General features: G+C 57.9%; 24 protein-coding genes and 1 tRNA gene. 14 read left to right on the forward strand and 11 right to left on the reverse strand.

Annotated elements, in window-relative coordinates:
• Positions 1–24 precede the first annotated feature (24 nt).
• A tRNA-Arg gene (locus GQF00_RS13335) sits at positions 25–101 on the reverse strand.
• Between the two features lie 428 nt (positions 102–529).
• Between GQF00_RS13335 and arsS the strand changes: the two genes are divergently transcribed.
• The 4 genes from arsS (at position 530) to GQF00_RS13355 (ending at position 3,273) form a co-directional block, all read left to right on the forward strand.
• Entirely contained in the window at positions 530–1,486 is a 957-nt protein-coding gene (gene arsS / locus GQF00_RS13340; protein ID WP_161319641.1) for an arsenosugar biosynthesis radical SAM (seleno)protein ArsS, read from the forward strand.
• Positions 1,483–2,157, forward strand: coding sequence for a TIGR04283 family arsenosugar biosynthesis glycosyltransferase (locus tag GQF00_RS13345; protein ID WP_161319642.1), 675 nt, complete (start codon positions 1,483–1,485; stop codon positions 2,155–2,157). The genes arsS and GQF00_RS13345 overlap by 4 nt, the downstream gene beginning before the upstream one ends.
• Complete coding sequence (locus tag GQF00_RS13350; RefSeq protein ID WP_237440519.1) at positions 2,150–2,815, forward strand: TIGR04282 family arsenosugar biosynthesis glycosyltransferase; 666 nt, start codon at positions 2,150–2,152, stop codon at positions 2,813–2,815. The genes GQF00_RS13345 and GQF00_RS13350 overlap by 8 nt, the downstream gene beginning before the upstream one ends.
• 113 nt (positions 2,816–2,928) lie before the next feature.
• Positions 2,929–3,273 (forward strand): Hpt domain-containing protein, encoded by a 345-nt coding sequence (locus GQF00_RS13355; protein WP_237440520.1) that lies wholly within the window; start codon positions 2,929–2,931, stop codon positions 3,271–3,273.
• Between the two features lie 637 nt (positions 3,274–3,910).
• Here GQF00_RS13355 and fdxA read toward each other — a convergent pair.
• Positions 3,911–4,246 carry a ferredoxin FdxA gene (gene fdxA, locus GQF00_RS13360; RefSeq protein WP_161319643.1) on the reverse strand — a complete coding sequence of 112 codons (336 nt, stop codon included), beginning with the start codon at positions 4,244–4,246 and terminating at the stop codon, positions 3,911–3,913.
• 453 nt (positions 4,247–4,699) lie between these two features.
• Complete coding sequence (mutS, locus tag GQF00_RS13365) at positions 4,700–7,252, reverse strand: DNA mismatch repair protein MutS (protein WP_161319910.1); 2,553 nt, start codon at positions 7,250–7,252, stop codon at positions 4,700–4,702.
• A gap of 217 nt (positions 7,253–7,469) precedes the next feature.
• Between mutS and GQF00_RS13370 the strand changes: the two genes are divergently transcribed.
• Positions 7,470–8,447 carry a transposase gene (locus tag GQF00_RS13370; protein ID WP_161319644.1) on the forward strand — a complete coding sequence of 326 codons (978 nt, stop codon included), beginning with the start codon at positions 7,470–7,472 and terminating at the stop codon, positions 8,445–8,447.
• Between the two features lie 100 nt (positions 8,448–8,547).
• Here the strand turns inward: GQF00_RS13370 and GQF00_RS13375 are convergent, their stop codons facing one another.
• Both GQF00_RS13375 and GQF00_RS13380 read right to left on the reverse strand, forming a co-directional pair.
• Positions 8,548–9,441 (reverse strand): alpha/beta fold hydrolase, encoded by an 894-nt coding sequence (locus GQF00_RS13375; RefSeq protein WP_161319645.1) that lies wholly within the window; start codon positions 9,439–9,441, stop codon positions 8,548–8,550.
• Between the two features lie 16 nt (positions 9,442–9,457).
• A complete protein-coding gene (locus GQF00_RS13380) occupies positions 9,458–10,996 on the reverse strand; it encodes a DUF2306 domain-containing protein (RefSeq protein ID WP_161319646.1) in 1,539 nt (512 codons plus the stop codon).
• Between the two features lie 110 nt (positions 10,997–11,106).
• Here GQF00_RS13380 and GQF00_RS13385 point away from each other — a divergent pair, with 110 nt between their 5' ends.
• Complete coding sequence (locus GQF00_RS13385; protein ID WP_161319647.1) at positions 11,107–11,571, forward strand: helix-turn-helix domain-containing protein; 465 nt, start codon at positions 11,107–11,109, stop codon at positions 11,569–11,571.
• Positions 11,572–11,723: 152 nt separating this feature from the next.
• Here the strand turns inward: GQF00_RS13385 and GQF00_RS13390 are convergent, their stop codons facing one another.
• Positions 11,724–13,529, reverse strand: a complete 1,806-nt coding sequence (locus tag GQF00_RS13390) for an NAD(P)/FAD-dependent oxidoreductase (protein ID WP_161319648.1) — start codon at positions 13,527–13,529, stop codon at positions 11,724–11,726.
• 195 nt (positions 13,530–13,724) lie between these two features.
• Between GQF00_RS13390 and GQF00_RS13395 the strand changes: the two genes are divergently transcribed.
• Complete coding sequence (locus tag GQF00_RS13395; protein ID WP_161319649.1) at positions 13,725–14,759, forward strand: AraC family transcriptional regulator; 1,035 nt, start codon at positions 13,725–13,727, stop codon at positions 14,757–14,759.
• A gap of 286 nt (positions 14,760–15,045) precedes the next feature.
• Here the strand turns inward: GQF00_RS13395 and GQF00_RS13400 are convergent, their stop codons facing one another.
• Positions 15,046–15,549 carry a DUF2505 domain-containing protein gene (locus GQF00_RS13400; protein WP_161319650.1) on the reverse strand — a complete coding sequence of 168 codons (504 nt, stop codon included), beginning with the start codon at positions 15,547–15,549 and terminating at the stop codon, positions 15,046–15,048.
• A 230-nt stretch (positions 15,550–15,779) separates the two neighbouring features.
• Between GQF00_RS13400 and GQF00_RS13405 the strand changes: the two genes are divergently transcribed.
• A complete protein-coding gene (locus tag GQF00_RS13405) occupies positions 15,780–16,253 on the forward strand; it encodes an NYN domain-containing protein (protein ID WP_161319651.1) in 474 nt (157 codons plus the stop codon).
• Here the strand turns inward: GQF00_RS13405 and GQF00_RS16710 are convergent.
• On the reverse strand, positions 16,228–16,458 hold the full coding sequence (locus GQF00_RS16710; protein WP_237440521.1) for a hypothetical protein: 231 nt from the start codon (positions 16,456–16,458) through the stop codon (positions 16,228–16,230). The genes GQF00_RS13405 and GQF00_RS16710 overlap by 26 nt on opposite strands.
• A 285-nt stretch (positions 16,459–16,743) precedes the next feature.
• On the opposite strand from GQF00_RS16710, the gene GQF00_RS13410 reads away from it, so the two are divergent.
• The 6 genes from GQF00_RS13410 to GQF00_RS13435 all read left to right on the forward strand — a co-directional run bounded on the left by GQF00_RS13410 (position 16,744) and on the right by GQF00_RS13435 (position 22,326).
• Positions 16,744–18,366, forward strand: a complete 1,623-nt coding sequence (locus GQF00_RS13410; protein WP_161319652.1) for a long-chain-fatty-acid--CoA ligase — start codon at positions 16,744–16,746, stop codon at positions 18,364–18,366.
• A gap of 114 nt (positions 18,367–18,480) precedes the next feature.
• Complete coding sequence (locus tag GQF00_RS13415) at positions 18,481–19,095, forward strand: TetR/AcrR family transcriptional regulator (protein WP_161319653.1); 615 nt, start codon at positions 18,481–18,483, stop codon at positions 19,093–19,095.
• 247 nt (positions 19,096–19,342) lie between these two features.
• Positions 19,343–19,801 carry a hypothetical protein gene (locus GQF00_RS13420; protein ID WP_161319654.1) on the forward strand — a complete coding sequence of 153 codons (459 nt, stop codon included), beginning with the start codon at positions 19,343–19,345 and terminating at the stop codon, positions 19,799–19,801.
• A 254-nt stretch (positions 19,802–20,055) separates the two neighbouring features.
• Entirely contained in the window at positions 20,056–21,408 is a 1,353-nt protein-coding gene (locus GQF00_RS13425) for a wax ester/triacylglycerol synthase family O-acyltransferase (RefSeq protein ID WP_161319655.1), read from the forward strand.
• Positions 21,409–21,428: 20 nt separating this feature from the next.
• Positions 21,429–21,719, forward strand: a complete 291-nt coding sequence (locus GQF00_RS13430; protein ID WP_161319656.1) for a hypothetical protein — start codon at positions 21,429–21,431, stop codon at positions 21,717–21,719.
• 43 nt (positions 21,720–21,762) lie between these two features.
• Positions 21,763–22,326 carry a hypothetical protein gene (locus GQF00_RS13435; protein ID WP_161319657.1) on the forward strand — a complete coding sequence of 188 codons (564 nt, stop codon included), beginning with the start codon at positions 21,763–21,765 and terminating at the stop codon, positions 22,324–22,326.
• A gap of 12 nt (positions 22,327–22,338) precedes the next feature.
• On the opposite strand, the gene GQF00_RS13440 is transcribed toward GQF00_RS13435, so the two are convergent.
• The 3 genes from GQF00_RS13440 to rnk form a co-directional block, all read right to left on the reverse strand.
• Positions 22,339–22,725: a hypothetical protein gene (locus GQF00_RS13440; protein ID WP_237440522.1), complete on the reverse strand. Its 387-nt coding sequence runs from the start codon at positions 22,723–22,725 to the stop codon at positions 22,339–22,341.
• A gap of 34 nt (positions 22,726–22,759) precedes the next feature.
• A complete protein-coding gene (locus GQF00_RS13445) occupies positions 22,760–24,142 on the reverse strand; it encodes a lyase family protein (protein WP_161319659.1) in 1,383 nt (460 codons plus the stop codon).
• A 106-nt stretch (positions 24,143–24,248) separates the two neighbouring features.
• Positions 24,249–24,638: a nucleoside diphosphate kinase regulator gene (gene rnk / locus GQF00_RS13450; protein ID WP_161319660.1), complete on the reverse strand. Its 390-nt coding sequence runs from the start codon at positions 24,636–24,638 to the stop codon at positions 24,249–24,251.
• Between the last annotated feature and the right edge of the window lie 117 nt (positions 24,639–24,755).

The following is a 24,755-nucleotide window of genomic DNA, read 5'->3' on the forward strand; positions in this document are numbered from 1 at the left end:
CTCGGAGGGAAGCAAAAAGGGAAATGGCGCCCCGGAGATGATTCGAACATCCGACCTAGCGCTTAGGAGGCGCTTGCTCTATCCAGCTGAGCTACCGGGGCATGGGGAAACTGATTGTAGTGACTTCACGCTCAGACGCCAGTATCCGGCGAGCAAACGGCTCTTTAACGCGCTTGCTCGCCCTCCGGGCGCCGGCAAAGCAGCGGTATCCGCTTCGCGTTCGTTCGGCCAAAGCACGCTTTGGAAATCCCCGAACTCACCCAGCTGAGCTACCGGGCATGGGGGAACCGATTGTAAGGACTTTTGATCAAGCTGCCACTTTTAAGGCAACGAGCGGCTATTTTTTAGGCGGAGCAGGATCAGTAGTGCGTTGGGCTTCTCTTCTTCTATTCAACAAACTGGATGTCCCACAAATTCTTATCCGCCAGCTGATCATCTTGCTCGCAACTCGCAACTCGCTCTTCACGTAACCTTTGCGACAACCCGGCATCCAATTGGTAGCATTGTTGAAACAGTTATCAGGTGAGTTATGCAGGACACCCACGACCTTCTCGTGCACAGCACCACGGACTTCCCGTCCTTGCGACGTCAAGCCACGTCCATATTGCAGGTAAACCTGGGTTACCTCTGCAACCTCAGTTGTGTGCACTGTCATGTGAATGCTGGCCCGACGCGTACGGAACTGATGGACAAAGAGACCGTGGAACTGGTGCTGGAGGTGATACGCGAGCGGGGTATTCAAGTACTGGATCTCACCGGTGGCGCGCCAGAGATGAATCCGCACTTCCGCTATCTGGTCAGTGAAGCCCGCAAGCTGGGCGTAGAAGTGATTGATCGCTGCAACCTCACCATTTTGCTGGAAGAGGGCTATGAAGACATGGCCGAATTTCTTGCCCGGCAGCAGGTGCATATCGTGGCGTCGCTACCATGCTATCTGGAAGATAACGTCAACAAGCAACGCGGCAAAGGCGTGTATCAGGGCAGTATGGAGGCCATTCGCCGCCTCAATGAACTGGGCTATGGCGATACGCTTACTCTGGATCTGGTCTACAACCCGACCGGGCCATCACTGCCGCCCCCCCAGGCCGCACTGGAAGCGGACTACAAGCGCGAACTGGCGGAGCGTTTCGGGTTGCGTTTCAACAGCCTGCTGACTATCACCAACATGCCCATCAGCCGGTTTGGTGCGGTGTTGCTTGCCCACGAACAGTTCAACGATTACATGCAGCTGTTACGTGACAGCTTCAACCAGCAAACTCTCCCTGCGGTGATGTGTCGCAACACGGTCAGCGTTGACTATCGCGGTTATCTGTATGACTGCGACTTCAACCAGATGCTGCACATGCCCCTTGGCAACCATGAGGCGCATCCGCATCTCTCATCCTTGCTGGAACATGACCTCGACGGTGAGCCGGTATATGTGGCCGACCATTGCTTTGGCTGTACCGCGGGAGCCGGTAGCAGCTGTGGTGGTGCCCTGGGGTGAACTCGGTCAGTGTGATCGTGCCGGTTCTCAACGAGGCCGCTCAGTTGGCGGAAGTGCTCGCCAGTATTCGCCGTGCCCTGCAAGAAGAGGATGAGCTGATCGTGGTCGACGGCGGTAGCCTTGATGGCAGTGCGGAGATTGCGGAGCGGTTCGCCGATCGTGTCGTCCATTCCCCTCCCGGGCGGGCACGACAGATGAATGCCGGCGCAGCACAGTCCAGCGGAGAGTGGCTGTGGTTTGTGCATGCCGATAGCCAGCTGTTGCCCGCACACCGGGCTGCGCTGGTGAGCTTGCCTGAGAAGGCAAGCTGGGGGCGCTTCGATGTGCGGTTATCCGGCCAGAGGATGATGTATGCCGTGATCGCCACCTTGATGAATTTACGTTCCCGCTTCACCGCCATTGCCACCGGGGATCAGGCAATTTTTGTTCGCCGGGATGTTTTCTCGGTGGTGGGTGGCTTTGCGGATCAGCCGTTGATGGAAGATATCGCTCTCAGCGCTCGTTTAAGACAGCGATCACGACCCTGCTGCGTGGGACCCGCCGTGGTGACCAGCAGTCGGCGCTGGCAAAAAAACGGCGTCTGGAGAACCATCTGGCTGATGTGGACGCTCCGCTGGCGCTACTGGCGAGGGGAAGATCCGGCTCGTCTTCATCGGGAATATTATGGCTGACCGCGAAGGCCCGAGAATGGGCGCCCCAGCCGCCCGGCGGCACGATCAGGATCTGCTGATCGTTTTTGCCCGTGCCCTGGAGGCGGGCAAGGTGAAAACCCGGTTGATCCCGGCAGTGGGTGAGCAGGGGGCTTTAAGGGTGTACCGGCAGCTGCTTGATACCACGCTGGTGGCTGCGCATGACTTTCCCGGACAGGTGGAGTTGTGGACGGACCGTCCGGATGTGACCTTGGCTGCCCGTGCCCGTCGCGCAGGCTGGGGGTGTCATGTCCAGCGCGGGGCTGATCTTGGTGCGCGTATGTCCTCGGCCATTGCGCAGGGTCTGCAAACATATCGGCGTGTTCTTTTGGTCGGCAGCGATTGCCCACTTCTGCACCACGGTTATTTCCATCAGGCGCTGGATGCCCTGAATGGTGCAGATGTGGTGCTGGGCGCCAGTGAAGACGGGGGCTATGTGCTGCTTGGCAGTGCCCGGCCAAGAATCTGGAAACGGAATCCGTTTAGCATGGTCAGATGGGGTACGGAACACGCGCTTTCAGACAGCCTGAGCGCTCTCGCACTTCGTTCCCGGCGCGTGGCTACCTTGGCCGCTCTGTGGGACGTGGATGAACCGCAGGACCTGTCTCGAGCGGTACATGAGGGGCTGATCAAGGGCTGAAAGGGCGTTTTGACAGGGATGACTACCCGAAAGTGGAAATATTGGAACTACTGCACATAAGATATATTTCCTAGATGGAACAATGACTAACCGTAAAGGATGACGGAAGCGCTATGCAGGCCTCAGACACGTTGATTATTGATTCGGACATCGTCGCAGAACTGAAGGATGTGATGGGCGATGACTTTTCTGTGCTGGTTGAGTCGTTTATTCGCGACGGCGAGCAGCGGCTTCAGGCCCTAAAGCAGGCGCTTGGGGAAGCCAACCGGGAAGCTTTGCGGGCCCAGGCCCATTCATTTAAAGGCAGCAGTAGCAACCTGGGGGCCGTGCAAGTCTGTGAGCTATGCCTGGCACTGGAAACTCTCGCAGTGGACGGCGAGCTTGGCAGTGCGCCAGACCAGCTGGATTCGCTGGAAGGCGCATTCCAAAAGGCCTCGCAAGCCCTTCGCGAACTTTGAGCTGCCGTCGGCTGACTGTATGACAGGCAAAAAAAACCCTCTTCCAAAAGTGGGGTGGAAGAGGGGGGTTGTGAGCGCTATTTCTAGCGCCTTGGGGGGATACTGGCTGAACCTGGGAGTTACCCTAAGCTCATAGAATTAATGCTATCTATTCATGGGCGTAGCTGCTGTAAGAACGGGTGAGAAATTGTAAAAACTTACCTGTGTTTTACTGGGCCCGTGTAGCGGCGCCATAAAAAAGGCGTTGCAGAGGAACCACATCACGCTTCTTTGTAAGAGATCTCTTACAAGGCTGTAGGAAATACACGTCATTTGTCACTGATTTCAAACCATGTCTTCAGCTTAACTCATTGTAAAGGCTGGACTTTCTGGGTTTGTGCGTTTTTTCGCCATACTTTTAATCTTTTTTTTACCCAAAACCTAAAAACCCGTTGCTATAGTGGAATCGTGTTCAGGGACGAGAGCACAAGGACAAGCAAGGATCGCAAGACACGGAAGTCGTGGTGAGCGCAAAAAAGGGTCAGGATGACTCGACGCAAAAAGGGCGGCAGGATGCCGCCCTTTTATTTTGTCTGCAGAAAAGTTGCAGAAGTCAGCGCCACACAGGGTTATGGCGCTGCCTGGCAGCAGGAAGGCCTTAGCCTTCCCACTCGCGGACCAGCTTGTCCCGCTTGCCAGCCACACCGTCCCATTCTTCAGCATCGTCCGGTGCGTCTTTCATTTCAGTAATGTTCGGCCACTTCTCAGCCAGCTCCGCATTGATTTCCAGGAATTCCTGCTCGCCGTCGGGGAGCTCATCCTCAGAGAAAATCGCGTTAACCGGGCACTCCGGCTCACAAAGTGCGCAGTCGATACACTCGTCCGGGTGGATAACCAGGAAGTTGGGGCCTTCGTAGAAACAGTCTACCGGGCACACTTCTACACAATCGGTGTGTTTGCAGTTAATGCAGTTTTCACCTACTACGAATGTCATAGCCTGTCCTCGCCAGGTGTCTTTATCTTGGTACAGCATCTAGCCGCGGATGATGGCGGCTTGAATACGGTCTCACTTGGGTGGCGCTAGTCTAGCGGCATGGCCAAAGGCAGGCAAACGAAGACTTGATATAACGATATAGCACGGACAGTCCGAAGAGGACACGGTCGGCGTAATGGGGCATCTGTAGGAGCACCTCTCGGGGTGCGAACACCGGGTTTTGAAATGTGAGTGTCGAGTTGCGAGAAGCGAGTTTCGGAAACCTGAAGCCATCAGGCCGAGGCGTCTTTTGCCTTTCGATACTCGCGACTCGTCACTCGCCGCTGTTCCACCGCGATTCGCGAAGCGAAACCGACGCCGGATCGAAAGCTCTCACCGTGCAACACGCAAGGCCTCCACCGAACAGCCCGGTTTATCTCAGTGACCTCTGTGCGCTCTGTGGTAAAACCGCCTTTAAACCAGCCCCTTCAGCTTGTACAACGCTTCCAGTGCCTGCTTGGGCGTCAGATCATCAGGGTCAAGCTCAGCCAGGGCCTGCTCCGCGGCGCTGGGTTCGGCAAACAGGCTGGCCTGCGCCGGCGCCGTTGTCGGGGTGCTGGCGGTGGGGATGACCGTGGGAGGTGCATCGTTCACGGTCAGGCTCTGGCCAGCTTCCAGCTCGCGCAGTTTTTCACCGGCTTGCTGGATCACCCCGGCTGGCACGCCAGCCAGCTGAGCCACCTGCAGACCGTAACTGCGGCTGGCCGGGCCTTCCTGCACCCGGTGCAGGAAGACAATGCGGTTGTCGTGCTCGCTGGCGGTGAGGTGGGCGTTGTAGATGCCGGGCAACTGCTCGGGCAATTGGGTCAGCTCGAAATAGTGGGTGGCGAACAGGGTAAAGGCCTTGAGATTGCGGGCCAGATGTTCCGCCGCTGCCCAGGCCAGGCTCAGGCCATCGAAGGTGCTGGTGCCACGGCCGATCTCGTCCATCAGTACCAGACTTTGGGCGGTGGCGTTGTTGAGGATGTTGGCGGTTTCGGACATTTCCACCATGAAAGTGGAGCGGCCACCGGCCAGATCATCGGAGGAACCGATACGGGTAAAGATCCGGTCCAGATTGCCGATGCGGGCGCTGGCGGCGGGCACACAGCTGCCCAGATGGGCCAGCAGGGCGATCAGCGCGGTCTGGCGCATGTAGGTGGATTTACCGCCCATGTTCGGGCCGGTGATGATCACCATGCGGCGGGCATCGTCCAGATGCAGGCTGTTGGGCACAAAGGCGTCGTCCAGCACCTGCTCCACCACCGGGTGGCGGCCATCGACAATCTCGATGATGGCTTCTTCGTCCACCAGCTGCGGGCGCACCCAGTCCAGCGCTTCGGCACGCTCGGCCAGGGCAGCCAGCACATCCAGCTCGGCCACGGCAGCGGCACAGCGCTGCAGCGGGTGCAGGTCGGCGGCCACTTTTTCCAGCAGCTCTTCGTAAAGGCGCTTCTCCAGGGTTAGCGCCTTGCTGGAGGCGGACAGCGCCTTGTCCTCGAACTCTTTCAGTTCGGGGGTGATAAAGCGCTCGGCATTCTTCAGGGTCTGGCGGCGCTGGTAGTCCACCGGCGCATCGTCCGCTTCCCGGCGTGACAGCTCGATGTAATAGCCGTGGACCTTGTTGTACTTCACCCGCAGGGTGGAAAAGCCGGTGCGCTCGCGCTCGCGGGTTTCGATATCCACCAGTACCTGGCCGGCGTTCTCGCTGATGGAGCGCAGCTCGTCCAGCTCGGCGCTGTAGCCGGGGGCAATCACGCCGCCGTCGCGGATCAGCATGGGCGGGTTTTCAATCACTGCGCCGCCGAGCAGATCCACCTGTTCCGGGAACTGGCCGATGCGTTCGATCAGTTCATAGAAAGCATCGGAAGCGGGCAGGGTGCCGATCAGGGCCGGCAGGGATTTCAGGCTGGCGTGCAGTCGGGTGAGATCCCGCGGACGCGCCGAGCGCAGTGCCACCCGGCCAAGAATCCGCTCCATGTCGCCAATGTCATCGAGCACATCGCGGGCGGACTCAAAGCACCAGCCCTGGCGCAGGGCCTCGATCTGGTCCTGGCGTTGATTCAGGGTGGTGCGATTGCGCATGGGCTGATGCACCCAACGCTTCAGCTGACGGGCACCCATGGCGGTCTTGGTGCTGTCCAGTACCCAGGCGAGGGTGTGCTGTTCCTGGCCATCCAGGGTTTCGGTCAGTTCCAGATTACGGCGGGTGGCGGCATCCATGGCGACGGTGTCATCAAAGCTTTCCACCACCAGCCCGGTGACATGGGGCAGCTCGCCGCGCTGGGTTTCCTTGGCATAACCCAGCAGTGCGCCGGCAGCGGCTACGGCCACCGGAGAAGGTTCACCGAAGCCGGCCAGATCCTGCACCTGAAACTGCTGGCACAGCTGGCGGCGGGCGGACTCCTCATCAAATTCCCAGTCCGGGCGCTTGCGACTACCGGCATTGTCGCTCCAGCGGCCCGGCAGGGATTTGTCTTCACTATAGAGCAGTTCGGCGGGAGACCAGCGCTCCAGCAGCGCCTGCAACTGCTCGTTGCCTTCCACCTGGGTCACCACAAAGCGGCCCGCGGCCACATCCAGGCTGGCGCAGCCATACTGATTCTTTTCTTCGTAGACGGCACACAGCAGGTTGTCGCGACGTTCTTCCAGCAGGGCCTCATCGCTCACCGTGCCCGGCGTCACGATACGTACCACCTTGCGCTCAACCGGCCCCTTGGCCAGCGCGGGATCACCAATCTGCTCGGCAATGGCCACGGATTCACCCAGCTTCACCAGTCGGGCCAGATAGCCTTCTGCCGCGTGGTAGGGAATCCCCGCCATGGGAATCGGTTTGCCGGCACTCTGACCGCGTTGGGTCAGAGTAATGTCCAGCAGTCGCGACGCCTTCTGGGCATCACCAAAGAACAACTCGTAGAAATCCCCCATGCGGTAGAACACCAGCTGGTCCGGGTGCTCGGCCTTGATCGCCAGGTATTGCTGCATCATCGGCGTATGTTGGCTCAGGTCCGCGCTCACGCTTCCTCCGGGGGTATCAGTGACAGGAATCAAAGGGGGGATGATATAGGGAACGACACAACTTTTCTTCTCAATCGGGGACACCCATCAATCAGGAGATCTCCTACAGGGATTTTAGTCTTTGTCTGATACAGGGCTGCTCATTTGGTCAGTATTGTTGGGTCATGGATAAGCAAGGAGGCTGGCCATGACCCGCGCACGATATACCCAGGTATCTCTGGACTCTACGTCTTACTATCACTGTATCTGCCGCTGTGTGCGGCGGGCGTTTCTATGTGGCAAAGACCATTATTCAGGTCAGGACTATGAACACCGCCGGCAGTGGGTGGTCGACAGGCTGGCGGTGCTGGTTGAGGTGTTCGCTATTGACCTTTGTGCCTATGCAGTGATGTCCAATCACTACCACCTTGTGGTTCGGATCAATCAACAGCAGGCGCTTGGCTGGTCTGACCGTGAGGTGGCGGAGCGTTGGATGCAGCTGTTCAGCGGGCCTTTGATCGTGAAGCGATGGTTGAAAGGCGAGACGAAGGCTGCGGAAGACCTCAAGGTGCAGGAGATCGTGGATACGTGGCGAGAACGGCTCCATGACTTGGGGTGGTTCATGAAGTGTCTGAACGAACATCTTGCCCGAAAAGCCAACGAAGAAGATTGCTGCAAAGGCCGCTTCTGGGAGAGCCGTTACAAGTGCCAGGCTTTACTGGATGAAAAAGCGGTGCTGCAATGCATGGCCTATGTGGATCTCAATCCGGTTCGGGCCCGTATGGCGGACACACCTGAAAACGCCGATTACACCTCTATGAAGCAGCGATCTGAGAAGATTCAGGGTGGCGAAAGCATGAACGTGCCCGCTTTGCTCCCTATGGTAGATGCAGAAAACACGGAAACCGCTGATCACGATACTGTGTGCCGTTTCAGGTTGATGGACTATCTGGAATTGGTAGACAGCACGGGCCGGGCAGTGCGTGATGACAAGCGAGGCTCGATCTCAGCACATGCTGCGGGCGTGCTGGATCGCCTCGGTATTGATGAGAGAGCCTGGCTTGCACATATGAAGCCGAGAAAACGTCGTCAGCCGATAGCAATGGGGACTCTGGAAAAGCTGAAGGAATACGCCCAGAACACCGGTCGGAAATGGGTAGCGGGCCAAAGCTTGGTGGTGTGGTAAGTCATGGCTTTGGTTGATTAAATTTGTGCGTGTCCCCGAGTCGCGAGTCGTAACTTCGGCGACGGGGCTTTTGGTCATGGGTACCCCCGTCGGGGTAACGTCACACTACGGCGCAGCGCTGCACTTGAGAGGACACAGCCCGAGCCAGTTCCTTGGGCCGGCTCAGCGGTGCCCAGTGAGAGGCATCCAGTTCCGAGCTGCTGTACGTTCTGGTGCCTTGTGCGCATTGCTCAAACACGGAAGGTGGCAGGAAGGGGTCCTTGACTGCCAGCAGCACATGAACCGGCACCTGACTGACCACGCGCCGTGGTCGCAAGGTACGCTGCAGCAGGTTAGCGCGGTAGATGCCGAGATAACGGATGGCATCGCCTTCTACGCCCGGGTTTTTCTGATAGGTAATGCGCGGTTCGAAGTGGGTCACCATGCGTCGCATCATGGCCACCCCCAGGCCCGAACGCCAAAGCAGTTCCGGTAGCAACGGCAGGGTAAAGAAGGTCATGAGGGAGTTGCGGCCCAGTTGGCCAAACAGCTGTAGCAGGTTGCGCGGTGTGGGGCGTAGCAGGCGCTTGCGCAGGAACAGGCCTACGTGCTCGAGGCTGGGTGACAGGGTGGTGAAGGACGCGATGCGCTTTTCTCCTTCCGGGCTGGCGATGGCTTCCCAGCCGTATAAACCGCCCCAGTCGTGGCCAACCAGGTGGACTTTCTGGTTAGGGCTCACGGCGTCGATCACCGCGAACAGATCCTCAATCAGGGCCGCATATTTATAATGACGAATACCGCGAATGGGGGTGGAATCGCCGCAGCCGCGCATATCAAAGGCTACCACGAAGTAGTCCCTTTGCAGTTCTCTGGCAACTTTCTCCCAGAGGACGGCGCGGTCGGGAAAACCGTGGGCCAGCACGATGATTTCCCGTGGTTGCTCCACGCTGGGTGCCTGGCCCCAAGTGTAAAGTGCCAATTGGATGTCACCGGCCTGAATCTTTTGTTTGTTCATTGTCGATTGTCCCTGGTTAGCCGTGCTCACGGGTAGCCTGCCCATAGATCACATAAAACATGGCGAGAAAGAAAAGACCCAGGCAGCCCCCTGCGGGTAGTACGTACCCCTGACCGGCAGCCAGGTAGTCCGCCGGCAACCCGACCCAGTTCACCGCCCAGAGCATGCCCAGCAAGAAGGCAGGGAAGGGCAGCAGGGTGAGCAGAAAGACCAGGCTTTCCTTCATCAGTGCCCGTTGCCCAACATGCCAGGTACCAAGGAAAACCAGCAGGAAGGCCGCCAGCAGGGTGCCCGCCAGGGTGTAGAGGGTACCGCCGGACAGTAACCCCTTGTTTGGCTGCAAGCCGATATGGTGGCCCATGGCCAGGCTGGCCAGCAGCATCAGTCCGGTGGCAACGGCGAAAGTGGTCACCATGCGGGAGGAGGTGGGTTGTTGCGGCCGGGTAAACAGCTGGCGTAGCAACCACAGGCCGGTGAACAGTGCGGTGCCATTGGCGAGGGCAAACAGGGGACCAAGCCAGCCATACTCACTGAGCATGCCGCTTTCCCGGTCCACCAGGGCGGGAGGCATCAGGTTGGCCGGGGCCAGTGAGAGGATGCCGTCGCTGAACACATAGGCCGTGAGGCTGACCGCAAAGACCAGCGCAGCCAGTCCAAACCAGAGAGGCATGGCGGCGAAAAAGGCGTGGTTGATGGCCGGCACCCGTGGCGCGGACTTGCGACGTACCAACGCGCGCAGGTACTGGCGGTTTACCAGCGACAGGCCGTAACCGATCAGCAGTACCTCAGGCAGCATGATGCCCATGGTGACCAGGTTTAGCGTTTCCTGATCAATGTGGGGAAATGCCCAGGCCAGCACCACCCAATTCCAGCGCAGCATGGGCGCCACGATCAGGCAGCCGAACGACAGCGCCATCCAGGACTGATGTTCATGAATGCGCTTTGCGCTCAGGGCTCGCATGGCCATGACAATGGCGATGATGGCCAGTATTCCGAAAACCCACAGTGCACACCAGGCCACCAGGTGGGCGTAGATATTATGCGGCGGCGTAAGGGCTAAATAGACCAGCGACAACATCACCGAGATGGGGGCGGTCACCACGTAAAGGGCGCCAAACGCACGGTGCACTCGCATGAAACGTTTGCGGAACTGAGGCCAGAACTGAAAACCGCCCACTACCAGGCAGAACACACCCAGCAGTATATGGCTGACCAGCAATAGCTGATTGTGTGGCGGCATGGTGGTGTAGTAGAGGCTTTGATCCGGCAGCCGGGATTCCGTCATTCTTTCTACCGACGTGGCGCGGGCCAGGAAGGCCAGCTCTTCGCTGACATGGCTCAGGGTGTCCAGATCCGGTGTGGCGCGGGCCTGTGCGATCTGATCACCAAGAACATCGCTGCTGTCATCAACAATAAACGGCAGCATGAAGCGGGTGGCGCCCTCGTGCAGGGCAATCAAGCCGGTGGCTGCCATGACGAGTGTGAGCACAAGGACATAAGATAGTGCGGTCTTGTGGCCTAGCCATGCCATTGGTGCGGGCGTGTGTGGTTTCATCTCAAGCATCCTTCATTTGGTTCCATTTTGGAACCGATTGGGATGCTAGGTTCTTTTTTGGTACCATGTCAACAAACACCATTGGCCGTAGAGCCGAGAAGGGAGTGCTGATGAAGTGGGAAAATGTTGGAGAGATGAATTGTTCGGTGGCGCGCACCCTGTCGGTGATCGGTGATCGCTGGACCATGCTGATCATCCGCAATGCTTTCATGGGAACTCGGCGCTTTGCCGATTTCCAGTCACAGCTGGGCATGACCAAGCACCTGCTTTCCGATCGCCTCAAGCGGTTGGTGGAGGTGGGGGTCTTTACCCGGGAGGCTTATCAGCAAGGCCGATACGAATATCGATTCACGGCCATGGGCGACGCTCTCTACCCGGTCTTGCTGTCGATGGCGGCCTGGGGCGATCGCTGGCTTGATGAAGGCAAGGGGGCTCCTGTCGTCTTTGTTCACAAGGAGTGTGGCAAGCCCATGACTCCGACCATGGCTTGCTCTGAATGTGGGGAACCTGTGACGGTACATAACGTGATTCCTGCTCCGGGCCCAGGGCTGATGACCATTAACGAGAAAGCATGAGTCCCGTGCTCTGAGAAGTGATTTGCTGGGTCGGGGGGGCTATACAGAGACGATGGTTTCCGCTCCCTGGCAACAGAAATAACCCCGCGCGAATCAATACGAGAACGCCGAGGATGTTGATCCCCGGCGCTCAATCCGGAAGCGCAGGAAGCTTACGCTTTTACGGCTCTTTTCAAGGGCGCTGAATTCTCTCTTTCTTCCGCTTCTGCTTCCTGGCGGGTCTGCTTTTTTTGTCCTTTCAGTCGGCACGCGGTCAGTGGGTCGAAGTCGGGGCCCCATTGTGAGAACCGTGACGGATCGGCCAGCACCTTGCCGTTACGGATTTCTTCTTGCAGATTACGCCCGGTGATGGCGCTAGCTGCATAAAGCCCGCTTAACATGGCTCCTGCCGTCCCCGGCCCCCAGGTGGTGCTGGCCCCGGCCATGAACAGTCCCTTGATGACGGTGTTGACGCCTGGCCGGAAGGGGCCGAATTGGGTTATCCGAGGTTCGATGCCAAATGCCGCGCCCTGGCTCGTGTAGGTGAACCGCTCCTGGGAGGCGGGCGTGCCTTGTTCATTCCAGGCAACCTTGGCAGAGGCTCCAGGGTAGGCCTGTTCAATCCGGTCCAGCAGCCCGGTCGAGATGATTTCCTTTATTTCCTGATAGCGAGAGTCGCGACGGTAGGCGCCGGTGGCCACATCGTAGCCGTTGAACCCCCACAGATTGGGGTCTGAGGGTGCCAGGGTTTGTGCTTCAATGGCGGCATGGCCTGTGGGTGCACTGCGATGATTGTCCAGGTCTCGTCGGGTTGAACACTGTACAAAGGCTGGCTGGTTACGGGCAAAGTCTTGTGCCCAGTCTATCGGGTCGCGGCCCGAGGCCCGGGTCACTCGTCGCGAGAAAGACCGATGCAGGTTCCACAGTGAAGAGGTGCTGTCCCAGTTGGGCACAACATAGTAATTGGTGTTCGGGGTCTTGCTGATATCGATTTCGATACCGAAAAACCCATTGATCAAGGGGTGAGACATTTTCCAGTTTTCGCTGCGGCGAGTGACGGAGGCGGGCAGGTTTTCGTAGCCTACCAGGTCCCGGTAAGTGCGTTTGATGTCGCCCGCCGCTACCACCGCTGAGGCACGAAGCTCTCTTCCTCCTTCCAGGCGAACCCCTTTGACTGCTCCGCCTTCGATCAGAATCCGATCGACATGGGTTTGGGTACGGATTTCACCCCCATGGCTGCGAATCACTTCGGCAAAACCCGCGGCAATCATCTGGCCACCGCCTTTCGGGTACCAGGCGCCACCGTTGATGAAATCATGCAGAAAGGACGCCCGCATCATCACTGGTGCCGCATCCGGCGTTGTCGCTGTGGCAGCATCCTGCAGGGAAAGCGTCATGATGGTGCGGGGGCGCAAGCGACAGGCGGCAAGCAAAGAGGCATGAGGCATCATGATCCACGGTGCTGCCCAGCCACATCGCGCGGCGAATTTGGCCATTTCGGTTTTCGATGAGAAGGACACGCTGGGGTCCAGACTATTGGCGATTCGCCGCATCACCGAGATATAGAAACGCAGTCCGCGCGCTTCGCCCGGAAAGGCAAGGAGCAGATTCTCGAGATATTGATCCCAGCAGGAGGGAGTACGAAGCTCCAGATCCGGGCCGATAATGGTATCGAAGCCGTCGCGATCCAGTTGCAGCCAGTGTATTCGGTCATCCAGACCGAGGCCCTGCATCAACGTTGCTATCGTAGAACCCGGGCCACAATCGCCGATGTAATGAATCCCGCAATCGAATTCCCATTTTTTCTTGCGGCGAAAGACATCGGAGCTACCCCCCAGTACGGCATAGCGCTCCAGTAACAGAGTGCGTTTGCCGGATGCGGCGAGGTAAGCGGCTGACGAGAGTCCACCGAGGCCAGCGCCGATAACGATGGCATCCCAGTTCTCAGAATGCGCGGAAGAAGCGTTTCCAGAAGTCATTATCTTCACCGATATTTTAATGGTTTCTCGCGGTCAGGCTTGATCGCCTGGCGTTGGGCTTGTCCTCATACGGTGAGGGGCCATTTGCATCAGTAAGCCGGGAGCCCGAGATCTTGATTTGACAAATCTAGTGAGGATGATGACATTGGTGAATGACAAAGTGGTGCAGAAATTTGACTTTTGGGGACATCATTAATGCCGGTTAAGCCCTACTGGGATGTTTTGCGGCCCTCTAGCAGCTTGAATATCCTGCTGCAATGCGCAGGAGACTATGGCCTTGGCAGTGAACGGTGCTTGTCCGGCAGCGGAATAGAGGAGGACAGTCTGCTTGCGCCGCAGGCGCATATATATGGAAGGCAAGAGTTGCATGTGATTCGCAATATTCTTGCCGAGCTGGGCCCCGGGACGCCGCTGGCTCTTGAAGTGGGTTGCCGTCAACATGCCACCACCTTTGGCATGTTGGGCTTTGCCATCCTGAGTAGCCAGAACCTGCAGGAAGCCATGCAGCTTTTTCTTCGCCACATACGCATGACGTCTTCCTACTCCCGTATCACCCCTGCCTCTGGGAATGGTGAGGCGTTGCTGCGGGCCGATAATTCCCAATTGCCAGCGGATGTCCGCAACTTTCTCGTGGAACGTGAACTTGCCACGCTGATTACGCTTGAGAGAGATCTGGCACCGCTGGACATGCGAGCCCAGGCCGTAAGGTTCCAGTTCCCTGAGCCTTCGTATGCTCATCGGGTCGAGGGCATTCTGGGCATTGTTCCGGAATATGATTTTCCCACCAATGAATGTGCGTTTCCCGTTGAAATGCTGAAGATGCCCTTGTCGCAGAGTAACCCGGCGACCCGGCAAGCCTGTGAAGAAGAGTGTCGTCGTTTATTGCAGACAATGAGCGACCGTTCCGGACTGGCAAGCCAGGTGAGAGACCGTTTGGTCAATAGTGCTTCGCTCTTTCCGAGCATGCAGTCGTTGGCCGATGATATGAATATTCACCCGAAAACCCTGCGCCGCCGTCTGGCCAAAGAGGGCGTGATTTTCTCGGACTTATTGGAGGAGGTGCGCAGGGCGATTGCGGAAGAATTACTGGCCAATACCGAGTTGTCCCATGAAGAGATCTCCGTGCGTCTTGGCTATTCCGAGACGTCTGCGTTTTCCCGAGCGTTCAAACGCTGGAATTCGGTTTCTCCTCGTCAGTTCAGGCGTGATCTAAGAGCCAAAGAGCACTGAATCGTTACTGAAGCAGGGCTCAATGCTGTTGTTGTGCTGAGTGGCCGCGATGAATGCCGTGCACCGTTACGCGGTTTACTGCCGGCGGGCTGTTTCGCTGACTCGCAAGTTGATGGCATACGGGCTACCGCCCGGCTGAGGGTATCCAGAATGTCTGGCCGGGTAATGAAGTTGCCGGCCTTGGGGCACTGTGCGGGGAGATCAGCGGTGGCTATCGTAGTTAGGTCGGTGTCTGCCTTTTCAAAAGACAAGTACGGCAACGGTTATAACGACACACTTTTCAAGATCACTGATGGCGTTCCGCCAGCCGCGCCATGACGATCTTTCCCTTGTCATCATCCCGCTGGAATTTCCTGTCCAGGTCACGGGCCATGAGCGCGGCGATCTTCTGTCCTACCACAGGCACATTCACATTGATGTTGAAGTTCAGGTCCAGGGTGGTTTGCTCGCCCTGATCGATCAGCCGCATGTCACAGGTCACTCGGGCGGGGGTGCCTTTCATGGTGATATCGAGAGTGCCGGTTTTGCTTTTCAGGTCCCAGGTATCTGTCTGGGTGAGGGTGATGGTGTCGTCAATGAATTTGCGAGCAAAACGGGGCAAAGGGATTTCCAGAGACACATCGCGCTGGACGGTAATGCGGCTTCGGCTATTGTCGCAGGAATGATCCAGCAGCGTGATGTGGCGGGCCCCCGTAAGCCGGTATTTTTCCAGGAAGTAGTCCTTGTCCGAGAACAGCCTGATAACCACATCACTGGGTAGCGGATAGGTGCTTTGTTTGTGGAATCTCATGGTCCCTCCCAGCGAAGTCGTGCGGCAACCCGTTATGCGGCCATGGGTGGTTTGACCACGCTTTTGCTAACGACTAGCTCCATCATTGCCCAGAATGGGGCGCGGGTAACGATCTTTTTGCCTGCCAGACAGGGAAAGTGCCCTGCAGCGTTGCCGGGTGTTAAGGTGTTTATCCGGTTCCTCCTCTCTTTCTTTATTTCAACGGGTTCCGGTGCTGTCAGGAATTTTTTATGACCCGCATCGCGGTTTTTGCCGACGTTCAGAATATTTATTACACCGCTCGCCAGTCATTCGGTAGGCAATTCAATTACCGGGCCCTGTGGCAGCAATTGCAGGCACGGGGGGAGATTGTCCATGCCTTTGCCTATGCGACCTATCGTGGGGATGATGGGCAGACCAAGTTTCAGGATGCCCTCAAACACATTGGATTCACGGTAAAACTCAAGCCTTTCATTCAGCGCAGCGATGGCTCAGCCAAGGGGGACTGGGATGTGGGTATTGCCGTGGATGTGATGACCCTGGCCCCGGAGGTGGACACGGTGGTGCTGCTTTCCGGAGATGGGGATTTTGATGTGTTGTTGCAGGCGGTGAACGAGCGATTTGCTGTCCGCACCGAGGTGTATGGAGTGGCGTCGTTAACGGCAAAATCCCTTGTTGAAAGTGCCTCAATCTTTCACGTCATCGATAATGATCTACTGTTGTAGCGGGTGACAGCTCTACCTCCAGGTGGGGCGACAAATTCCTCGCTGCGCCCCGGTCCAGCCATGTCGTCACCGCTTTGATGGTGCTGTAAATCAGCAGTGCAGAGTCCACACCAGCAATTAGCAGGGTTTCGCCTGTATTGCGGTGCTGAATGCTGAACCCGGACAGCAGCTTTGCCAGCCGATGCACAGGGTTACAAAACTTCATCCTTCTGCTGGCACAAAAACTGGACAAGCGACCAAATTTGGTGATTCATTAGGGCTTGGCCAGCCATCGCGCGCGACAACAGGGTCAATAACTAGCAGACAAGCAGAACGGGCAGGGTGCCCGGAAGAGGGGCAGGCGGAAGAATATTGTCCGCATCAGCGGATTCTTTCCTGGCTGATATGCCGGTCGGTGCCGACCCCTGGGCTCATGCCTGTATTCTGACGCGTGCCGTTTGGGCGCTGCTTGTATGAATTCCAACAAAACGCTGGAGAGAGGAGAGCAAGAATGAACGGAACCATGATGCATGAATCGCTGACGGTGGGGTCGTTGCTGGACCATGCCATGAACTACCACGCCGGCACCGAAGTGGTCTCTGTGGAAGTCAACGGTGATGTTGAAACCCTGAACTGGGGCCAGATTTCCCACAATGCCCGCCGTCTGGCGGCGGTGCTGGACAAGCTTGAGGTTCCGGTGGGCAGCCGTTGCGGCACCATTGCCTGGAATAACCGTCGCCACCTGGAAATCTACTATGGGGTGGCCTCCAGCGGCCGCATCACCCACACCATCAATCCCCGTCTGCACCCTGAGCAGCTGATCTTCATTGTGGAGGATGCGGATGATCAGGTGTTGTTCTTCGACCGGACTTTCCTGCCGGCAGTTGCTGCGCTGAAGCCCAAGCTCAAGAGCATCAAGCATTTCATTCTCATGGGTGGTCGTGATGCCGAAGCGGAAGCCATGCTGGATGGGCTGAAATTCTATGATGAACTGCTCGACGAGGTGGAGCCTGTCGCGCAATGGCCCGAGATTGATGAGACCAGTCCCGCTGCCCTGTGTTACACCTCGGGTACCACTGGTAACCCCAAAGGGGTGCAATACACTCACCGCTCCACGGTGCTGCATTCCCTGTCGGGCAATCAACCTGACGGGCTGGCCATTGCCGCACGCGATACGGTGCTGCCCGTGGTGCCCATGTTCCATGTGAATGCCTGGGGCGTGCCCTATATCGCTGCGGCGGTGGGTGCCAAGCTGGTCTTGCCGGGGCCGCACCTGGACGGCGAAAGCCTGGTGAACCTGCTGAACGATCAATCGGTGACGATGGCACTGGGTGTGCCCACCATCTGGATGGGGCTGCTGGAAGCCATGGCGCGTACCGGCAAGAAACCGGAAAGCCTGGAACGTACCGTGGTAGGTGGATCTGCACTGCCGCCGTCCATGATTGATCAGTTCCGTGACAAGTACGGCGTCGAACTGATTCATGCCTGGGGCATGACCGAAACCTCTCCTCTGGGCACCATGAACCAGTTGCTGCAGAAGCATCAGGGGCTGAGCGATGAAGAGAAAGCCTTGCTCCGCCAGGGGCAGGGACGTCCGCCCTATGGGGTTGCCTTGCGTATCGTTGATGAGGAAGGCAAGCCGCTTCCCCATGATGGCAAGACCCAGGGCGACCTGCAGATTCGCGGTCACTGGATTGTGGAAAGCTACTTTGGCAAGGGTGAATCCGCGCTGACTGCCGATGGCTGGTTTGATACCGGTGACGTGGCCACCGTGGATGAAGACGGCTACATGATCATCCGCGATCGCTCCAAGGACATCATCAAGTCTGGTGGTGAGTGGATCTCCACGGTGGAACTGGAAAACATTGCCATTGCCCATCCGGGTATCGCCAACGCAGCGGCCATTTCGGCCCGTCATCCCAAGTGGGATGAGCGCCCGATCCTGGTCGCTATCAAGAACGGTGAGGCTGACGTGTCCGAAGAAGCCTTGCTGGCGTTCTACAAGGGCAAGGTGGCCAGCTGGCAGATCCCGGACAAGGTCATCTTTGTGGATGAGCTGCCCCTGGGTGCTACCGGCAAGGTGATGAAGAACCAGCTGCGTGAACGCTTCGGTGACGTTTTGCTGGAAAGCTGATCACGCCAGCGGCTGCTTGCAGCTGCTTCTTCTGAACACTACTGCCTGATTAACGCCTGCCTTGGGGGCTCTCCCCGGGGCAGGTTTTGGTCGGGTTAACGTGGCGAGACAGGCATGACGGATTCAGTAACCGACAAGCTTCAGTTACGAGAGCAGCGTAACTCCCAGAAACGTAATGAAAAAAAAGCCCTGATTGCTGACAGTGCCCTGCAGGCGTTGCATGAGCTTGGTTTCGCCAACACCAGTTTGCGCGATATTGCGGCCAGGGCCGGATTGTCGCTGGGGATGTTGCATTATTACTTCGAAGACAAGACAGCGCTGATCGCTTATTGCGTGAAGACTTACAAGTCCGGTTTTATGGCGTCCCTGGAGGGGGCGCTTGCCGGTGAGCAAGACCGGGCGGCGGTAGTTGCCCGGCTGTCTGGCGTACTGGCGTTTGCCATTTTCAATGATGGCCCGACCCACCGGCTCTGGTATGACATTCGCAACCAGGCACTGTTTGATCCCGCTTTTCGGGAAACGGTCAATGATATCGAGCAGAGTCTGGTTCAAGTCATGAAGAATGCGTGGGTTCTGGCGGGGCACAGTGATTCGTCGTTTTCCCCACTGGTTTACTCGGCCGTTGACGGCGCTTTCCAGTACCTGGTGCACCAGCAAGCGCTGGGGGTGGCGAAGAATCAGCAAGCCATTGCCGGGGAGCTCCAGTGGGTGCTGGAGCGGATTTTATAGCGGTTGCCTTGTGCCGGCCCGGGGCGGAGGCCCACTGGGCCGGGGCTGGCGCCCATGTCCAATGTGTGGATTATCGTTCCCCGGTTGAGAGTTCTGGATCGTCTTTTGTGCGGCAGGCCGCAACGGCCTGATCCAAATCAGTGTTTTTTCCCCCGAGCGCGCATACTGTTGAATAAGACTGGATCCTGGCAGGGCCCTGTGCTGCCGGGTGACGGCGTGTGATACAGCGGTCATGGGAGCTTGAAGGATGAGTGTAGAAACCGTTTACGATGTCATGGAGCTGACTCGCAAGGTGCATCACAAACTGGCTGAGGATCTGGATAACTGCTACACGGTGGAAGGCAGGGAGCGTGTCCGCATGTTGCTCGCCTATCTGAGTGAGCATGAGTCGAAGCTTGAGGCGGTGATCAAACAGGCGGAGCAGGATGCTGTCAAAGCTATCCTGAATACCTGGCTAAGTGATTACCTGGATGGCTTTGCTGCCCTGCAGCATCTTTCCGCACCGCTGGAATGTGATCGTGGTGATGCCGATGCCGTGCTGGCGGCTGTGCTTGTCATGCATGAGCGATTGATCGAGCTCTATCGCTACCTGGCAGACAAGGCGCCGACCCCCTCGGTGGCGGAATTGCTCGGTAGCCTCATGGAGCTGGAACACAGTGAAGCCATGCGCATGGCTCGTGATGCCGGACGCTTGAACGATATCTGACGCACTGCAAACTGGAGCGGGACGGGAACACTCGGGTTTGCGGTTTTGTGTGGGCGAAAACCGGTTGCCGCCGCCGCGGCAGCGCCTGTGTCGTGTTGATTCTGCTCGTCCGGATGTATCCGGAAATAACCAAATGCAACGAATCTGGCAATGAGTCCGAGGGAGAAATCCTGACAATAAAGCATTTGGCATTGATGTCAGGAGAGTGGCATCGTGTTGATCAAACAATAAAGAATAACGTTCGGGAGCAGATTATGGCGCGCAAACTTTCCATTATGGATTCCGGCTGGCTGATGATGGAAACCCGGGAGACCCCCATGCACGTGGGCGGGCTGGCATTGTTCACCATTCCCGAGGATGCCCCGGCGGACTACATGGAAAGCATGTATCGCTACCTGGTGGATGTGGATGGAATCTGTCGTCCGTTTAGCCAGAAGATCCAGTCGCATTTGCCGCTGCGAATGGATGCGGCCTGGGTGGAAGACGAGAATTTCGATATTGATTATCACGTGCGCCACTCCGCCTTGCCGCGCCCGGGCCGGGTCCGCGAACTGTTGGCGCTGGTGTCCCGTTTGCATGCCCAGCGCCTCGATCCCAGCCGTCCCCTGTGGGAGTGCTACCTGATTGAGGGGATTGAGGGGAACCGCTTTGCGCTCTACACCAAGATGCACCATTCCATGGTGGACGGCATGGCGGGCATGCACCTGATGCAGTCACGCATGGCGAAGAGTGCGGATGAGGGTATCCCCGCGCCCTGGTCCGGTGAGTGGGATGCCAACAAGCCCAAGCGCTCACCCGGAGAAAAAGTGAAGGCGTCCGTGCGGCAGGGCTTTAGCAATGTGTCCAAAGGCACGGGGCAGCTGGTCGACCTGTTGCGTCAGCCCAAGGATGGCAACGTGAAAACCATTTACCGGGCACCCAAAACCCAGCTTAACCGTCGGGTGACGGGCGCTCGACGGTTTGCTGCCCAGTCCTGGTCCCTGCCGCGCATCAAGGCAGCGGCAAAGAAGCACAACGGCACAGTGAACGATATCTTTCTGGCCATGTGTGGCGGTGCTCTGCGGCGTTACCTGCTGTCCCTGGACAGTCTGCCGGACGAGGCGCTGGTGGCGCAGGTGCCGGTGGCGCTGCGCAGTGCGGATCAGGCCGGGGAGGGCGGTAATGCCATTACCACCGTGCAGGTCAGCCTGGGCACCCATTTGGGCACGCCGGAAGAACGCCTGGCCGCGATTCAGGATTCCATGAAATCGGTCAAAGATCGCCTTGGCGATATGCAGAAAGCCGAGATCGACGTGTATACCCTGCTCACCAATGTGCCGTTGTCTCTGGGGCAGATTACCGGTTTGTCCGGGCGCGTCAGCCCCATGTTCAATCTGGTGATTTCCAATGTGCCAGGGCCGAAGCAAACCTTGTATCTCAACGGTGCCGAGATGCAGGCTACCTATCCGGTATCGTTGGTGCTGCACGGCTATGCGTTGAACATTACCGTGGTCAGCTACAGGGACAGCCTGGAGTTCGGGGTCATCGGTTGTCGCGATACCCTGCCGCATATCCAGCGTTTCCTGGATTACTTCGAACAATCCCTGGCTGAGCTGGAGCAGGATTGATAACCACCTTGGGGTGAAGGATGGTTGAGTGGGTGTGGGCCGCGGCGATTACCGTTTGGCTGGTCTGGGGGGGCTATGAGGCGGTGTCCGGCAGGTTGCTGCATGCTGCGACACTCATGACTCTGCTCTGGTGGGCCGTGCTTTTTTCAGTTGTATTCTATTTTGGCGCCAGCGCCTTTCATCTTCTCTGGATCATGCCGTTGATTTACCTGATGGCGCACATGGTCACTGTGAACACCCCAATACAGTCATGGGTAATGTCGGTGGTGATGATGTCACCACTGATGGTGTCGCTTGCCGTGTTTGGCTGAAGCAGCGGCAGAGCAGATACAATACGGCGTCAAGGAGACGGCCATGTATTACCGGAACGTGATGCGTAGATTAGTGCTGCTGTTGTCATGCCTGTTGGCTCAGGCGTCATGGTCTTCCGGGCCTCCCGGAGAATTTGTCGATGAGGGCGTTTGTCCTTTTGAGTGTTGCGAGTACGGTCGCTGGACGGCGGTTCAGTCCGTGACGGTTTTTGATCAGGTGGAGGGTAAACCGGTTGCCAAGCTGCATCCCGATGAGTCGGTGGATGCCCTGACGGGGGATGTATATATCAGCGAGCCGGGACTTGTTGTGGTACGGCGTGATTATCAGAGTCCGGAGTCCGGTCGCCGCTATCAGGCGGGTGACAGGATGTATGTCTATACCTCCCAGGGAGAGGGCTTCTTCCGGGTCTGGGTGGATCAGGCCTGGTTGAGTGAGGAGATCACGTTTCTGGCCGGTTGGGACAGCTGTGAAGAGGATGACAGTTGCTGGGGAGAGGTGGTGCGTGTGCCGGCATCCCGTTGGTGGATCAATGTCCGGCAGGATAATGGACAGCAAGGCTGGGTTCAGGATACGGACGTCTTTCTGGGTAGTGACGCCTGTGGTTGATCCGCGCCAGGTTTAGAAACGCGGTCCTGTGCGATGCCAGTCCGGTAGCCGCTCGGGCTGGCAGACACGGAATCCGAAGCTGCCGTAAAGGTTGGCGGTGGTGCCACAATGGTAGACAACGTAATTGGGTGGGTAACGCTCAGGAATCGCGACCAGGTGATAATCCAGAATGGACGCACATTGGTCCCGTTGCGCTGATGACCAGTGGGACGGAAATTCCACTGACCACCTTCCGGGGCCGCTCCGGCCAATGAGCACTTCCCCTGACAATTCTGGTGCGCCGGCTTCACTGTTCTGGCCCTCCAGGGCCAACCAGGGGGTGCGCACTTTGGCGGGGCTCCAGCGAAAACGCAGCCAGCCTTTGTGATAAAGCCAGGGCCCCAGGCTGCGGTCAAACATGTTAAACAAACGAGTGAGCACCGGGTGTCTTTCCTTATGGCCGGGAGGTGTTGTCCGTCAATGTGGCCGGGTCGAGAAGGCGTTCCAGTTCTTCGCGTTCCAGGTCGGTGTGTTCTGCGGCCACATCAATGATCGGGCGGTTTTGCTGGTAGGCCAGCTTGGCAATTTCTGCCGCTTTCATGTAGCCGATCACCGGGTTCAGCGCGGTGACCAGAATCGGGTTGCGGGCCAGCGCCTCATTCAGTTTCTCTTCCCTTACCGTAAACGTAGCGATGGCCTTGTCCGCCAGCAGGCGGCTGACGTTGCTGAGCAGACTGATGCTTTCCAGCAGGTTTTTCGCCACCAGCGGCAGCATGACGTTCAGTTCGAAATTTCCCGATTGCCCGGCCACGGTGAGGGTGGTGTCGTTGCCGATGACCTGGGCGGCCACCATGGCGGCGGCTTCCGGAATCACCGGGTTAACCTTGCCGGGCATGATGGAGGAACCCGGTTGCAGGGCTTGCAGTTCGATTTCCCCTAAACCGGCCAGCGGCCCGGAATTCATCCAGCGCAGATCGTTGGCGATTTTCATGAGCGACACCGCAGTGGTCTTCAGCTGGCCAGACAGGGCCACGGCAATATCCTGGGAGCCGATGTGGGTGAAGAAGTTTTCTGCCGGCGTGAAGGTGATGCCGGTATGGGTGCTCAGGGCCCGACTAAAGGCGGCGGCAAACTGTGGGTGGGCGTTGATGCCGGTCCCCACCGCAGTGCCTCCCTGGGCCAGGCTCTGGATAGATGGCTGCAGCTGTTTCAGGTGGGTAATGTTGCGTTCTATCTGGTCGGCCCAGGCGTGGAGAGCCTGGCTCATGCGCACCGGCATGGCATCCATCAGATGGGTACGGCCGGTTTTTACATGGTGATGTACCTCATCCGCCTTGCGGCGGGTTACCTGCACCAGATGTTGAAGCGTCGGCAGTAAATCTTCCGCCAACGCCATGGATGCGCTGACATGGATAGAGGTGGGGATCACATCGTTACTGCTCTGGCCACAGTTGATGTGATCGTTGGCGTTGACTGGCTTGCCGTAACGGTGGCTGGCCAGGGTGGCCAGCACTTCGTTGGCGTTCATGTTGGAGCTGGTGCCTGAGCCGGTCTGGAATACATCCACCGGGAAGTGCTGCATGAAATCGCTAGCCAGTAACTCATCCACACACTGACAAATGGCGTCGCCCATTGGGGCCGGAATCTGTTCCAGTTCGTTGTTGGCCGTGGCTGCTGCCCGTTTCACTAAAAGCAGGGCGCGAATGAAGGCCTCGGGTAGCGGCTGACCACTGACGGGGAAATTGTCGATGGCCCGCTGCGTTTGTGCGCCGTAAAGCGCATCTGCGGGCACATTCAGCTCACCCATGCTGTCTTTTTCGATGCGAAAGCGGGTCATGGTTTGCTCCCTGTCAGCGGTCCAGACCACGAGTGTAGCAGTTGCCCATGGCTATCGCCCGGCGGGTACCCGGTTGGCGCCGGATACCCGGTATTCGGGCGGCTCATCAGTCTTGCCCGGCTGGTAAAACCTCGAGCAATTGCAGCTGCAACGTTCGGTTTCGATAGGGCCAGTCGATGGTGTCGCCAACCGCAAGCCCAAGCAGGGCTGCGCCAGCAGGGCTCAGGATCGAAATGGCGTCCGTGTAGAGTTCGCGGTCGGCGGGCATTGCCAGCACGCGTTGGTGTTCCTTGCCTGTTGTCGTCTCGCGAAAGCGCACACGGCTACCCAGGCAAACGGTGCCTTCAGGCAGCTGCTCCGGAGGGACGACGTGAGCCCGTTCCAGCTCCGTATAAAGGTGGTCTGCTTCGTCGCTGTCGTCCTGCTGGTGTTCGAGCAAGGCATACAGACGGGCACGATCCAGCGTGCTGATGGTAATAGGGGGCAGATTGGCCATTGGGTTCTCCTGAAAAAGTCCGATTGTGAGGTGCTGGAGGCGCCGAACTTCCGGCACGGGCTCGGACGTTCGGCGTCAGGAGAGAAAGGCAGGGATGCTCGCAACCATGCCCGCGTT

Origin of the sequence: Alcanivorax sp. DP30 (assembly GCF_009882945.1) — a bacterium.
GTDB lineage: Bacteria > Pseudomonadota > Gammaproteobacteria > Pseudomonadales > Alcanivoracaceae > Alcanivorax.